Annotated in this window: 16 protein-coding genes; 3 read left to right on the forward strand and 13 right to left on the reverse strand. The window is 36.5% G+C overall.

Translation table 11 applies throughout. The annotated features are described in order from the left end of the window. Nucleotides 1–973, forward strand: a 973-nt coding sequence (locus tag NL42_RS09940) for a fatty acid desaturase (protein ID WP_461312622.1), incomplete at its 5' end; no start/stop codon positions are given. Then, a complete protein-coding gene (locus NL42_RS09945; RefSeq protein ID WP_132072344.1) occupies nucleotides 963–1,856 on the forward strand; it encodes a DMT family transporter in 894 nt (297 codons plus the stop codon). The genes NL42_RS09940 and NL42_RS09945, both read left to right, overlap by 11 nt. An 80-nt stretch (nucleotides 1,857–1,936) precedes the next feature. Here the strand turns inward: NL42_RS09945 and NL42_RS09950 are convergent, their stop codons facing one another. From NL42_RS09950 to NL42_RS09980, 7 genes are all read right to left on the reverse strand, one after another. Beyond that, the gene (locus tag NL42_RS09950) at nucleotides 1,937–2,314 is read right to left on the reverse strand and encodes a nuclear transport factor 2 family protein (RefSeq protein WP_461312623.1); all 378 of its coding nucleotides are present in this window, start codon (nucleotides 2,312–2,314) and stop codon (nucleotides 1,937–1,939) included. Nucleotides 2,315–2,342: 28 nt separating this feature from the next. Continuing rightward, nucleotides 2,343–2,723, reverse strand: a complete 381-nt coding sequence (locus tag NL42_RS09955) for a ribonuclease E inhibitor RraB (protein WP_199991078.1) — start codon at nucleotides 2,721–2,723, stop codon at nucleotides 2,343–2,345. 128 nt (nucleotides 2,724–2,851) lie between these two features. Next, nucleotides 2,852–3,517 carry an RluA family pseudouridine synthase gene (locus NL42_RS09960; protein WP_461312624.1) on the reverse strand — a complete coding sequence of 222 codons (666 nt, stop codon included), beginning with the start codon at nucleotides 3,515–3,517 and terminating at the stop codon, nucleotides 2,852–2,854. A gap of 106 nt (nucleotides 3,518–3,623) precedes the next feature. Continuing rightward, the gene (locus NL42_RS09965) at nucleotides 3,624–4,331 is read right to left on the reverse strand and encodes a DUF1003 domain-containing protein (RefSeq protein WP_461312625.1); all 708 of its coding nucleotides are present in this window, start codon (nucleotides 4,329–4,331) and stop codon (nucleotides 3,624–3,626) included. Nucleotides 4,332–4,411: 80 nt separating this feature from the next. Continuing rightward, entirely contained in the window at nucleotides 4,412–4,915 is a 504-nt protein-coding gene (locus NL42_RS09970; RefSeq protein WP_461312626.1) for a DUF2867 domain-containing protein, read from the reverse strand. Nucleotides 4,916–5,400: 485 nt separating this feature from the next. Then, complete coding sequence (locus NL42_RS09975) at nucleotides 5,401–6,600, reverse strand: MFS transporter (RefSeq protein ID WP_461312627.1); 1,200 nt, start codon at nucleotides 6,598–6,600, stop codon at nucleotides 5,401–5,403. Nucleotides 6,601–6,795: 195 nt separating this feature from the next. Beyond that, nucleotides 6,796–7,380: a TetR/AcrR family transcriptional regulator gene (locus tag NL42_RS09980; RefSeq protein WP_461312628.1), complete on the reverse strand. Its 585-nt coding sequence runs from the start codon at nucleotides 7,378–7,380 to the stop codon at nucleotides 6,796–6,798. Between the two features lie 251 nt (nucleotides 7,381–7,631). On the opposite strand from NL42_RS09980, the gene NL42_RS09985 reads away from it, so the two are divergent. Further along, the gene (locus NL42_RS09985) at nucleotides 7,632–8,333 is read left to right on the forward strand and encodes an SDR family NAD(P)-dependent oxidoreductase (RefSeq protein WP_461312629.1); all 702 of its coding nucleotides are present in this window, start codon (nucleotides 7,632–7,634) and stop codon (nucleotides 8,331–8,333) included. Between the two features lie 86 nt (nucleotides 8,334–8,419). Here NL42_RS09985 and NL42_RS09990 read toward each other — a convergent pair whose 3' ends face one another. From NL42_RS09990 to NL42_RS10015, 6 genes are all read right to left on the reverse strand, one after another. Continuing rightward, complete coding sequence (locus NL42_RS09990) at nucleotides 8,420–8,878, reverse strand: hypothetical protein (protein WP_461312630.1); 459 nt, start codon at nucleotides 8,876–8,878, stop codon at nucleotides 8,420–8,422. Nucleotides 8,879–8,923: 45 nt separating this feature from the next. Beyond that, a complete protein-coding gene (locus NL42_RS09995; protein ID WP_461312631.1) occupies nucleotides 8,924–9,280 on the reverse strand; it encodes a hypothetical protein in 357 nt (118 codons plus the stop codon). 5 nt (nucleotides 9,281–9,285) lie between these two features. Then, nucleotides 9,286–9,627: a hypothetical protein gene (locus NL42_RS10000; protein ID WP_461312632.1), complete on the reverse strand. Its 342-nt coding sequence runs from the start codon at nucleotides 9,625–9,627 to the stop codon at nucleotides 9,286–9,288. Nucleotides 9,628–9,633: 6 nt separating this feature from the next. Beyond that, a complete protein-coding gene (locus NL42_RS10005) occupies nucleotides 9,634–9,951 on the reverse strand; it encodes a hypothetical protein (protein ID WP_423779019.1) in 318 nt (105 codons plus the stop codon). 38 nt (nucleotides 9,952–9,989) lie between these two features. Next, nucleotides 9,990–11,231, reverse strand: a complete 1,242-nt coding sequence (locus NL42_RS10010; protein WP_461312633.1) for a hypothetical protein — start codon at nucleotides 11,229–11,231, stop codon at nucleotides 9,990–9,992. A 7-nt stretch (nucleotides 11,232–11,238) separates the two neighbouring features. Then, on the reverse strand, nucleotides 11,239–13,402 hold a 2,164-nt coding region (locus NL42_RS10015; protein WP_461312634.1), incomplete at its 5' end, for a DUF2345 domain-containing protein.

Below are 13,402 nucleotides of genomic sequence, written 5' to 3' on the forward strand. Positions count from 1 at the left end.
TGAACAAATTACTAGATTAAAAAAATTAAATTCTAAAGATAATTTTCATGGATTTATTTCAATATTTCTGGATTTTGCATGGATTATTTTTGCTATTTATCTTTCATATATTTCTCCATTTCTCTATCCTTTAACAATTCTTATTATTGGCTCCAGACAGCGAGCTCTCGCAAGTTTACTTCATGAAGCAGCTCATACCACTCTTTTTAAATCGCGGATTTTAAATATAAGTATTGGCAGGATATTTTGTGGATGGACAATATTACAATCTTACGGAACATATCGCAGTACTCATGCATTAAATCATCATCCCCGAATTGGTGATAATTCTATAGACCCAGATTTAGTGTATATGTTGGAGCAAGGCGTTTATGAAACACAAAGCCGTAGCAATTTTCTTAAAAAATTTTTTATAAAGCCTTTATTAGGTTCAATTATTCCTTACTATATACGATATTTAATTAAAGATCGTTTTATCACAGCTTTTAAAAGTGATAAGGAACGTCCAGAAGCAACTATGATAATAATATTTCATCTTTCTATTATTGTGATTGCTTTTACTACAGGATGGCTTAAAGAACTAATTCTTTTTTGGTGGATTCCTTTTTTAGTGATACATCCAATTATTGGATGGTTTAGCGAGTTATCCGAACACTATCCAATGATGGAAGTAACCAATTCTCCAAAATTTTATTCACGTAATAGATATGCAGGATGGACAGAAAGATTTTTCATTGGTATGCACGCTGATTATTTACATCTAACTCACCATCTTTATCCGGCCATTCCACATTGGAACTTAAAAAAAGCGACAGAAATATTACGTGAAGATCCAGCTTTTCGAGATTGGGATGATTACTGGGGTGGAATTTTTTCATCTTGTGCCTCTAATCGTACTAGCCTTTTAAAGTACATCCTAAACAACAGAAGATTTTCTTCACCTAAGCAAAATGGTCTTGAATATGCTCAATAAGTTAAATAGAGCTGAATTTTTTGCGTTAATTGCTGCGATATTAAATGGTTCAATTGGTATTTTTACACGATTTGGTTTTAATAATGGGCTAACACCAAATACTTTAGCATTTTGGAAATGTTTTGGAGCCTTTTCATTAATACTTATATATTGTTTATCAAATAGACAACTGCGTAAACAAACTTTAGAGTTAAAAAACTCCTTTTTTAAGTTTGCAATATTAGGTTTTCTTGGAATTTTTTGTCTCTATTTTTTTGAAACCCAGGCATTTCATAAAGCTTCTATCCCATTAGTTTCATTTCTTACTTATGCTGCTGGAGGAATAACTATACTCATGGCAGCAGTACTACTAAAGGAAAGAATAAATATATACAAGATTTTAGCATTTTTGTTTATTCTATTTGGTGTGTATATAATTTTTTTATTTGAGAAAGATATTACAGGAAGTAGTTTAGGGATTGTTTTTGCTCTTCTTGGCGGTTTAGGTTACGCTCTATTTATTTTCATGGCCAAATTTTTTAAAATCGGAAGTGGACTTCCGCAACTTGTTTGGCTTTTTGGATTTGGCAGTATATATTTAATATTTCCTCTTTTATATGAAGGATTTAAATATCCTACTGGTACTTCAATTATTTTTGTTATAGCTCTCATATTACTCCCAACTATTGGAGGATTTTATTTTACTACAAAGGCAGTTAAAGATGGAGAAGCAAGTAAAGTACAAATAATTGAAACAAGTGACCCTCTTTTTTCAACACTTTTTGCCTTCATTATTTTTGGTGATTCTCTGGGATTGACTGGTTATATAGGTGCTATGATGATTATATTTGGGCTAATTTTTTCAATGAAAAACCCAAAACTCCAAGTTAATTATAATACTTAAAGCAAAATCATTATTTCGGCACAGTGGAAATTTTAATTCATCTATAAAATAAAAAAGCCCGAAAACTTTCGGGCTTTTCATTAAAACATACCGTTTTCATTGATGAGTGGATCGGGCTGTATTTGCCCAATGTCCCAAAACTCAGCAATTTTCCCATTTTCGAAACGACAAATGTGAACCACTGCCAAGGTTGTTAACCCGTTCATTTGCATTTCAATTTTAGAATGCACAGCGACCAAATCACCATCTTCAATGACATGTTGAACTTCAAAGACTTTGTTTGGCGTTTCAGCCGCGCTTTCACGCATTCCTTCCTTTAAAGAAGTCGCATCACCCGCATAATAAGGGTTGTGATGCTTGAAATTCGGAGCAGTATAATTGCTGTAGGCTTCATCGACTTCGCCAGCTGCGGCAAGCTCTAAAAACCTTACTGCAATTTGTTTTTGAGATAAGTTCATGATTATCTCCAGCTCTTTATTTTAGACCTTACTGTAACAGGTCATCTTCTTCGTCATCTTCATCAAAGACATAGGCCATACAGCCCCATCCATCATATTCGCCCTGAAATTTTTCAGCGATGCTGGTAAACCATTGTTCCAAATCAACAATATCTGAATACTCTGGTTCCATATTGACAAAGACCGTAATCACCCATTCATTTGGCTCAACAGAGTCATCTTGGAAAAGTGAAACTTTTTGTTCTTGGTAAAGCAAATAGAGCGAACATTGCTCTGCATTTTTTTGATCTTGAAAAGCAATAGAAAATTCAATTTCATGCAAATCGGTTAAATCATCCCCATCTTCAGCCATTTGCCAAAGTACATTGCCGTTATCATCATCTGGAAATTGTTCGTAGTCGCGAGTCATAAAATGATCCTTGTTGTTGTCGCCATATTAATATTATTCGACATCAAGAATACCCGACTTTTATTGCAATTTGGGTATATATTGCGTTCCCAATTGCACCAAATTGAATTTTTAATTGTATATAAATTTTAAAAAGGTATTTGCGATTCAATGACCACATCTGTGCCTTTCAATGGATGCTGAAAAGCCAAATATGCAGCATGTAAAGCCATTCGGTTTAAATGAAAACGTTTCGGTTCAGGGTGATACAACTTGTCACCCATAATCGGATGACCAATATGCATCATGTGCACACGTAGCTGATGCGAACGCCCTGTTACTGGCTCGAGTAAGACACGACTTTGATCTGTTTGAGCGTCATAAACCAAAGGCTGAAACAAGGTTTTAGCGTGTTTGCCTAGTTCAAAATGTACAATTTGTCTTGGGCGATTTTCCCAGTCGGTAATGAGTGGAACTTCAACACTACCCTCTTCTGCGACTTGGCCTTGCACCAAAGCAATATAATGTTTTTTGACTGTTCTGGCCTGAAACATTTTACTTACCGCAACTTCTGCATCGCGATGCTTGGCAAACATGAGTAGGCCCGACGTCGCCATATCTAAACGATGCGTGACCTTAGCCAAAGGGAATTTTTTTAGCACCCGTAAATAAGCGCTGTCATGATGCTCAGGTAAACGCCCCATTACCGACAATAACCCCGCAGGTTTATCAACCACAATCAAATCGTCATCTTCAAATAGAATTGAAAGCGGATCTTGTGGTGGAGTGTAAACAAAGTTGTCGTTTAAAGGCATGGTCGTAGAAACAGCAATGGAGCATGGCGGCAGATCATAAAGAAATTTCAGACCTACCGCAAAATAATCTATAACGCTTTATTCATGTTCCACGTGAAACTCGGGTTTATTTTTTACCGTTTTTATTCATTTCAGATAAAAGATCGAGCTGAATTTCTTGAATATGTGCAAGTCTTTCCCATTGATGCGATAAAAGATGATCCATTTTTTCATGGAGATGTCGAATCTCAAGTTCCGCTTTTAAATTAATCTGATAGTCATGTTGAGAACGTAAGCGATCTTTTGCCTCTTGACGATTTTGACTCATCATAATGACAGGTGCCTGAATTGCAGCTAAGCACGACAAAACCAGATTAAGCAAAATAAAAGGATAAGGATCGACTGGACGTACTACCATCACTACGGTATTAAAAAGGATCCAAACCACTAAAAATAACCCAAAAAAAGTTAGAAAGACCCAGCTTCCACCAAATGAAGCTATTTTATCTGCCAGTTTTTCACCCAAAGTCCAATTTTGATCGAACTCTGTCTCTGTATTACGAGTAATCAGTTCATGCCGTTGCATACTGCCAATCACTTCATTCTCCAAAGTTGTTAACTCACCCTTTTCTGAACGCAATAGTGATTGCACATATTTAATGCGGTAGTCCGCCAAATCAGCGCGACAAATAAAGCTTGAAAAAGACCACTCCGGATAATCTTTCAAGATTTCTTCACCAATTACATCTCGAATGACTTCACCAGAGACCAGATCTTTTAAGGGAAAATTCTTTCTACAAACGGCGCATTGGCGACAATGGTTTTTATTTTCCATATTATTCAGCTCGTTATTATGATAATAAGATTAGTATATAAACGATTTTTGCTGATTGCATCGTAAATAAAAATAGTACTCTAACCTAATATCTGTAAAGTCGCTGGCACTATTTTTCGATGGGCAGGAATTACAGGCACCATGTAAAGACGCCCAAGTAAGTTTTTAATATGTACCACTGTGGTCACTGTAAGCACTTGAGTATCTTCATTCTTATAAATAGATAAAGTCACATTCAAATGCTTATCATCATCTCCAATGACTAACTCATTTTCGGTACGTTGTAGCAAGGTAAAAATTCCAATTCGGTCGCCAGCTACATATTCATTTTCTTTTTTATTCGAATCAATTTGCTTAAAACTTCCTAAATCTTTAAGTCCAATCTTTGAAGTAATTTTATTACGCACATTCATGCTCCACTCTATCCAATGCGGAGTATGTTGGAACAATTTAATGAGCTGCCCAAATACATTCAAGTCGGGTTGACCAAGCACAATACTCCACGAGTCGTGGAAGTAAGCATTGTTCAATTGAGATGAGATTTGGCTGTCATGTGGCAAGGCAGAAAGATAAGGCTTATTCATGAATTATATTCTTGTAAAGTATCTTTTTTATTATAGAGAATTTTTTAGGGTGTCAAGGGAAACCATCTATGGTTTACTTCAACAATCATAACTTTGTAAGTTAGAACCTTATGCCTATAAACTTTTGATCTATAGCGTCCTAAGCCGAATCGAGACCTTTTGGGTGAGTACACACTAACGTTATACGTTTTGGTGCATGCTACTCTTTTCGATCCCTATCACACCCTTGAGATATAGTTTAGCCAGCACCCTGCGGGATTGTTTTTCTAAGAACAGCTAATTTTAAATATTTTTGGGAATTTTTACGCGATAATTTAAATTAAAAAGAATATATTTCCATTTCACAATAATTAGTTAAATTTAAATTCCACTTTATTTGTTTTTTACGGTTTATTTTACCAAATCATTAGTTATTTTGAGTGACAGTACATCAGACTATAAAAGTAAATCACCCTTCACTTTTTAACCATGAAGGGCAAAATCTTTTATGAAGAAATGAAACCATGTTTCCGGGCATGGTAAACGGTACATAACGCGATCAGGGCAAAAACCAGCATAAACCATGGAAAAGACGCTGCGCCAAGACTTTCAAGTAATCCCCCGCCAACCATTCCACCAAATGCGATAGCAAGGTTAAACATAGTGACCAGCATAGACTGCGCTACATCTGCTTCATGACCCGCAGTATTTGCCAGAGCTGTTTGTAATAGTGTTGGAGCCCCACCAAAAGTTACTCCCCATAACACTACACCCGCCAGTACGACAAAACTTGAAGAACTATAAAAACCTAAGAGCGCTGTTGCCATTGCAAATACAAATAAGCTTAAAAGCGTTATTTTTCTTAATGATCGATCGATAAACATACCTGTAATGAGAATGCCTACAATTGAAGAAATACCAAATACAAAAAGTATCGTCTCGACTTTGTATGCCTGCCCTGTTGAAACTAAGAAAGGCGAAATATAAGTATAAAGAATGCTATGGGCTAATATCCAAAGGAATACAACTGCTAAAACAGCTCTAATGCCGGGCATTAAAAGAACTTTTAAAATGGGCAACCTTTTTTGTGCTGACTGTCCCGCAAAATCAGGAATACTAAAACGAATCCAGACAAATAAAATCAATGCCAGTAAAGACATTATCCAAAATACGCCACGCCACTCAAACAGCGTTCCCAACCACGCACCTAAAGGAACACCAATCGATAAAGCAATTGGCTGCCCAACCCCAGCAATTGCTAAAGCTCGACCTTGATAAGATGCTGGGACCATGCGCCTTACATAACCCGCTAAAAGCCCCCATATAACGCCCGCCGCCATACCTGCAATGAAACGAGCAATCAAAGTCAAAATATAATCATTTGATAAGGCAGTAATCGCATTAAATAAAAGTAACCCTGCAATCGCACTGAGTAACAAAGGTCTCCGATTCCAACTACGGGTAAAACTAATAAGAGGTATTGCCGCTAAAACCGAACCTAAGGCATACACTGCTATAAGCTGCCCTGCGTATGCCTCTGAAATATTTAGCCCTTGACTGATTTGGGGCAAAAGCCCTGCTGGCATGGTTTCTGTCATAATGGTTAGAAAACCTGCAACAGTAAAAGCCAACAGTTTCCAAATCGGTAATTGAGCAGAGAACTCTTCACTTAACTGATGAGATGTTTCATCACTCTTAATATTCATAAAGCTTTACTCTCAAATTCTTTTTTAACGTACTTACCATGCTCTGCATAGCTATACGCTTGTTTTACAACGTTAGGATAGGAAGACATTTGTTCTCCATGTGTACTAAAAATTATTATGGAACGATCATTCCAATTTAAATTAAATAAAAACCTTAACTATTCAGCTCAACAATAGTTAAGGTTTAAATGAATTTTATAAAACGTTTAAAGCAATCTCGACCACATCCATTAAGCATTGCTTTCTTTGTTCAAGCGGGCTGCCTTTGCCTAAAACACGCAAACCTTGCATAGTATTTAGAAAGAAACTTGCTAACGCACGTGGGTTTTGGGTAGAAGCAATTTCACCAGATTGTTGAGCTTTAATTAATAAACTCTCTAAAGCATGCTGTAGTTTCTGTAGGTTACTTACAACAAATTGAGTGACATCTTCATCATGACCAGACAACTCTAAACAAGCATTTGCGACTAGACAGCCTTTGTGTTCTGCATCATTTAGCTCATCTTCAACTGCATTAATCAGTAATTGCCGAATCAGTGCTTTTGGCGAGCCTGAACCAGACAACAACTTCACATTATTAAGTGTAGTTAAAAGTTCATAACGTTGTAATGCTTTTTGATAAAGCCCTTGCTTACTTTCAAAAGTACTGTAAAGGCTACTTCTAGATAATCCTGTACCTTCAACTAAGTCTTGAACTGAAGTCGCTGCATATCCATGACGCCAAAAAACATGCATGGCTGCATCAGCAATTTCATCAGTTTCAAATTCTTTTGTTCGCATAAGTAGCCTTAACAGGAACGATCGTTCCAATTAATTTATGATATGAAGATAAATAAGTCAAATTAAAAGTTATTTTATCAATCGTTGTCCCATCTGGATCATTCAAACCAAACTTACTCATTACTGCTTTTAAGATTTTTTGTTTTGCTCTTTCAGTATTATTTTTTATAGATAACTTTTTCGCTTGAATACATTATAAAAACATATTATAAACTATTTCTAACCAAATAATTGGTTTTTGGAACTTTATAATGAACAACAATATTATAATCTTTGGTTATGGAACAGGTATTTCTAAAGCCGTAGCACATAAATTTGGTAAAGAAGGCTATAAAATCGGGTTAGTGGCACGAAATGCCGAAAAACTCGAAAAGGCCATTTTAGAACTTAAAACACATGGTATTGAAGCTTACGCTTTTACATGTGATTTAGCCGTTCTTGAAAATATACCAAATCTTATTAAACGTATTAAAGATCAATTAGGAGAGATTAAAAATATTCATTGGAATGCTTTCCATGATATTGAAGGCAACATATTAGAAACCCCTCCAGTGGAGCTCACCAAAAGCTTTCATATTCGCGTTTCGAGCTATATTGCTACGGTACAGGCTTGCCTACGTGATTTAGAAAAAAATCATGGCAGCATTTTGTCGACAAATGGAATTTTCGCGTTCGATGCGGTCGGAATAGATTTAGTTGCCAAAGAATATTCATCATTAGCAATTACTGCTGCCGCCCAATATAAAACCACCAACTTACTTGCTCATAGTCTCGCTGACTCAAATGTTTACGTGAGCCAAGTGATTGTGAATGGTTTTGTTGATGGGGCATCAGGCGCTCAAGATAAAACGTACACAGTACATCCCGAAACCATTGCAGAGCAGTTCTGGTACTTACATCAACGTAAACAAGAAACTGTTTCTCTTTGTGGAGAAGCAATTCAAGCTGCATAAAATTATTTCTTATGACAGAAGAAGCGTAATAAATTACGCTTCTTCTACTTTTTAAATTTATGCTTATATACCGCAAAATTATTTAACTATTTCTCATACTCTGAAGGATCAATTTTGTATTTTTTAAATAAAATAGAGCGTACAGAGTCATTTATACTGTCATCATGTTTAATGATTAAATAAATATCTTTCTTAGTTAAAGGAATAGTTTTTAAAATATCACTTAGCTCTGTGCTTCTAATAGAGCGTACTTCACTTGGTTGTTTAGATATTTCTGGATCTTGTTCTTCAAACTTAAAATCAACACCTTGCAAGTTGAAATAAACCATAACTCTTCTGTTTAAAGAATCACTATCATCATATAAAACTGTCCCCGCTGGAAGAATTGTATATGGTGCATAATTATCGAAATTTGATGCTATCCGCAAAGGTTTTTCTAGAACATGAATTTCGGGTGTTTTTGTACTTTTCCAGAAGGAATAGTTTATTAAGGACTGTATGATGAAAAGTAAAATTAGTACGGTAATTAATAAATTCTTTTTCATACTTATCTCTTATTTAAACCAAATAAAATCATATGGTTAAATATCTTATTCATTTACAATAAATTCATAGGTCTTATCTAACTTTCCATCCCCACTAGCATAAAAACCCGCATATATATGAATCGTAAAAGTTCCCTTATATTTTGGAACTCCAGAAATTTTTAAATTATTATAAGCATCCGCTTCATTTTCATCTATTGGGCTAATAGAGATATTCATATCACTAGGGAAATTAGTTTCAACTTCAAAAGAATATGGTATCACTCTACCACCTGATATGTTCAATTGCTGATTATATGCTTTTCCTACATAGGCTACGGGAAGACTATCAGGCTCAATTGTATATTCGTGATTACAACCTGAAAATAAAATCGATAAAATTATTAAAAAATATTTATACATCCATATTATTCTACAATAATTAATTTATATTTTTTATTCAGTTCATCACTACCACCGCCATAAAAACCTGTTGAAATATTTATTGTATATTCACCTTTATATTTGGGAATACCTTTAATTGAGAAATCATTAAAACCGCTAGTATCATTGTTCGGTTGAATTTTCAATCCTAAATCATCAGGCATATTAGTTTCTATTTCAAAGTACTTATCCACTACTTTTCCGCCCGTAATTTTTATATTCTGGGAATATACTTCATTGACATGAGCTAAAGCGAGTTCCTTTGGTTGTACATCATAGTTGCTACAACCATTAAGAATCATTGCCAATAAAATATATCGAAACATGTCTTTTTATTCTTTAACTACAAATTCATAGGTTTTATTTAGCTTGTCATCGCCTCGCCCATAGAAATATGCATTAATTACAATTTCATATTTCCCTTTATATTTTGGAATTCCATCAATTTTTATATGATTGTATCCATCTATATCATCTACGGGAGTAATTTTAATCTCCTGATTCTCTGGGATATTAGAAGTTAATTCAAAATGTTGTTCAGAAACTTTACCTCCTGTAATTTCAATAAACTGTGTATATGACTTTCCAACATGGGCATCAGGTAACTTATTGGGAGAAATATCATACTTATGACCACATCCAGTTAACATAAAAAAACTTAGAATTATTGAAAATTTATAAAGCTTCATTAAAAACTCTCTCTTTTAACAACTATTGCAAAAAAAATATTCTTGCAGAAATTAGTGTAAGAAATATTCTTCCCTAATCTTTGCCTATTTTCTCCCCATGAAAACAGTTTCAATGATACTAAAGTTTGGTCAGGGTCTAATTCCTTTGTAATAGGATTCCCATTAGCTTCTCTTAGCTTGTCTGTCCAAACTACCCAATGATCAGGTAAGTTCCGTGTTCCCGAACTAAAACCATTACTCAATATGCTTGCAGATATTAAAGTAACTACATAAAACCCAGACTCTATATATTTATTAAGCTGATCAACTAAACTAGGAGAAAATCCAGTTATAGAGAAGGAAAATGTTTCCACTCCTTTAAAACCGCTTTTCTTAAACCAATTAGTTACCTCTGTCCATAAAGTTATACCCGGAACTTCTTGGCTAGGGTCTTTTAAATGTAATGCAATATTTTCTGACTCTCTTAAACTAGCTAATGTGATCCAATCAATTGGAGGGATTTTAGGAGAATCTTTGATATAGAAATTTTTTACACGCACACATCCATCTTTAGCAGGCTTTATTTCTAATTCACCTATTCTAGTCACTCCTGTTTCCCACAATTGTTTAACTGCAAGCTTATAATTATTAGGACTGAGATTAATAAGACAAAAGAAGTAGACTGCCGGACCACATAACGAAGCCAAGTCCTGATTTGGTAGAGGTTCGTTCAAACGAGCTTGTAAACCAGCTTCAATTTTTATTTTTGAAAATGGATCTTTCGCCTCCCCAGGTCTACACCCTTGATCTATACATTGAAAAACTCTATCTCTGCTCAAATTTAGCTGGAATGTATTTTTAGACTTAACCTCTTTAACAACCTTAGTTATGTAAGTTGCTTCGTTATATTTTACTTTAGGTATCTTAGTATTTTGGCTAAAATTTGCTGAAGGATAAGATTCGACCTTATCTGGCACAATATAATTATTTAATACTAAAGATTCTTTTCCACTGATACTTAATCGATATAAGTCAAAAATAATTACACAGTCTCTTATATTTTCAATACCTAATTTACTACCATCTATTTCAGCCGATCTTGTTTGATAAAGGCTCTTTCCAACTTTTTTGAATTCATTACTTGTAAAAAGTATAGAAGTTTCTGCTTTATTTTTTACGGTATTGTAAACGTACAACCTATACTTTAATAAGCTAGGTTTTACATTTGTTTCCAAAACAACATACGGATAATACTTTGCCATTATTATTTTACTCTATATCAATTTTTTCATCTTTAAATAAATGAAGCGATATCTCTTCTGGTTGGTAGGATTTAAATAGATCTGTATATCCCTTATCATCCGTACGGCCTTCTACAATATCTCCATTAGGTAAGAAAGCGACATAGTTATGATTAGCAAAGTTATTACCATCTTTATCTTGCAAAAAATATCTCAAGTTATATTTATTAATTTCTCCTAATACAGGCAACGCAGGAACATTAGCATTCACACTCCCGCCCCCCATAAACAAATGCTGCCCCGCCTTCACTTCAAACTTGCCGCTTGTAGTCATAAAAATGCCTGAACCAGTAATTTTGACTTGAGAGCCGCCTGCGGTGAGTACAATTTCTTTGGCTGCTGTGGCCTCAATTTTGTCTTCGGTCGAAATCACCTGAACAGCTTTACGGGCAATTAAATCTGCTCCATCACCTTGTGCTTGTATCTCAACTTTGCCTTTACCAGCATATAGTCTTGCGCCTTCTTGGGCTGCAAAAAGGCTGATCTTGTTTTGGGCGTGTGCAATCAGATTCTTTTGAGTAGACAGGTTAATGCTGTCTCCAGCAGTTTGGTTTAGCTGCCCATCTGCGCTTAAGTGAATGTCTTCATTACTGCTCAGCGCGATGCTATTTGGACTCGCCAGCAGCATAATTGCATCTTTGAAAGTTTTGGCTTTTGCGTTGTCTTGTTGCTCGAGTTTTTCAATAAAGGATTTTAAGTTTTCTAAATTTTCTAACGGGTCAGTTTGCTGGTTTTTAGCAACCTCACTGAGCGCCTTGGCATTGTTGAGGCCACCTTCGATTTGTTTTTTGGCTTCATTTGCATCAAGGTGTACGCCTTGAGCTTGGTCCTGTTTGTGGGTACTAAGGAGTAAACCACTGCCCGCTCGCACCGCACCCCATTGGTCAGTTCGTAGCTCGAAACCTTCTCCACGGCCTTCGCTCTCTGCCTTGTCTTTTGGATGGCTTAAGTTACCCAAGTTGAGCTGGCTTGCCGCATGGCTGCTTTGTAGCTGAGCACTGATTTGTCCCGTGGTGTCATCAAAACGTAGTTGGTTAAAGCCCTTACCATCAACTTCTTCTGAGCGAATGCCGCTCAGTTTTTTGGTGTCAGGTAGCTGGCCTTTCTGGTCAAACTGGGTCGGGTGACGTTCGGCTTCGTGAATTCGACCCACCACAAATGGACGGTCAATGTTACCGTCAAAGAAATCGATCACAACGATTTCACCAACACGTGGCAAGAAGCGTGCACCATAACCTGCGCCCGCCCAAGGTGTGAGTACGTCGACCCAAGCCGAGTCGGTGTCATTTTCATTACTTCCTGCTCCACCATCATGACTATGGTCATCAGCTCGGGTAAACAGGAAGCGGACTTTAATGCGCCCCCACTGGTCAACATGAATGCTTTCACCCTCTAATCCCACCACTCTAGCGCGCTGTGGGTAAGCTGCTGGTCGGTGTTCTAGCGGGCTATATTCAGGGACAGCTTTAATGTTGCGTCGAACGACATTCAGCTCAGCAAAGTGGCGCTGCTCAGGATTTTGGCTGTCGAGTTGGGTGGCCTTGAGTTTGTCTTTTGGCAACAGACGCTCAAGTTGCTGTTGTAATTCTTTCGGTAAATTATTCTGGTTACAGTAGTGCTTGCTTAAGATTAAAAACTCTTTATCAGCACTGTCATGCTGGTCGAGTTCTGGGTGATCATTCAGTTCAAACCAGTAACCCACCTGTGCATCACGGACGTTACCTGAAACGGTAAATTGTTTCGAACTCAGATGATGATAAGCATTAATGTGCTGGTTAAGCTGTTCAATCTGGTTATTGCCTGAAGCAGTGGCTTGGTCTTCACCGTTTAAGTCTTGCATCCAAGCGGGGCTAACATGCCATGCATCTTCAAGGTTTAGGCTCGCATTGTCATAGTGTTCACTGTGCTTTTGTGTGCCTTGTACGCTGCCACTACCTTCTTCTTGTTGCAGCGCATCAGCTTGCCAGCGTTGCACATGAACCGAAGTCGGTTGTAATCGGCGCTCTGCCTTGACTTGGGTAATGGTATCAAACTGTTCTGTCGCACTGCTGCGTTGATAGCGTAGGCTACGACGTTCAAGCGCCTGATAGTTTTGGTTATCATCAATTAAACGTAACACTTGTGGCTGAATA

The organism is Acinetobacter sp. GN11, from assembly GCF_054823985.1.

Coding starts and splice junctions, on each gene's coding strand:
- NL42_RS09945 (WP_132072344.1), top strand. CDS start 963: ATGCTCAATAAGTTAAATAGAGCTGAATTTTTTGCGTTAATTGCTGCG.
- NL42_RS09950 (WP_461312623.1), bottom strand. CDS start 2,314: ATGAACTTATCTCAAAAACAAATTGCAGTAAGGTTTTTAGAGCTTGCC.
- NL42_RS09955 (WP_199991078.1), bottom strand. CDS start 2,723: ATGACTCGCGACTACGAACAATTTCCAGATGATGATAACGGCAATGTA.
- NL42_RS09960 (WP_461312624.1), bottom strand. CDS start 3,517: ATGCCTTTAAACGACAACTTTGTTTACACTCCACCACAAGATCCGCTT.
- NL42_RS09965 (WP_461312625.1), bottom strand. CDS start 4,331: ATGGAAAATAAAAACCATTGTCGCCAATGCGCCGTTTGTAGAAAGAAT.
- NL42_RS09970 (WP_461312626.1), bottom strand. CDS start 4,915: ATGAATAAGCCTTATCTTTCTGCCTTGCCACATGACAGCCAAATCTCA.
- NL42_RS09975 (WP_461312627.1), bottom strand. CDS start 6,600: ATGAATATTAAGAGTGATGAAACATCTCATCAGTTAAGTGAAGAGTTC.
- NL42_RS09980 (WP_461312628.1), bottom strand. CDS start 7,380: ATGCGAACAAAAGAATTTGAAACTGATGAAATTGCTGATGCAGCCATG.
- NL42_RS09985 (WP_461312629.1), top strand. CDS start 7,632: ATGAACAACAATATTATAATCTTTGGTTATGGAACAGGTATTTCTAAA.
- NL42_RS09990 (WP_461312630.1), bottom strand. CDS start 8,878: ATGAAAAAGAATTTATTAATTACCGTACTAATTTTACTTTTCATCATA.
- NL42_RS09995 (WP_461312631.1), bottom strand. CDS start 9,280: ATGTATAAATATTTTTTAATAATTTTATCGATTTTATTTTCAGGTTGT.
- NL42_RS10000 (WP_461312632.1), bottom strand. CDS start 9,627: ATGTTTCGATATATTTTATTGGCAATGATTCTTAATGGTTGTAGCAAC.
- NL42_RS10005 (WP_423779019.1), bottom strand. CDS start 9,951: ATGTTAACTGGATGTGGTCATAAGTATGATATTTCTCCCAATAAGTTA.
- NL42_RS10010 (WP_461312633.1), bottom strand. CDS start 11,231: ATGGCAAAGTATTATCCGTATGTTGTTTTGGAAACAAATGTAAAACCT.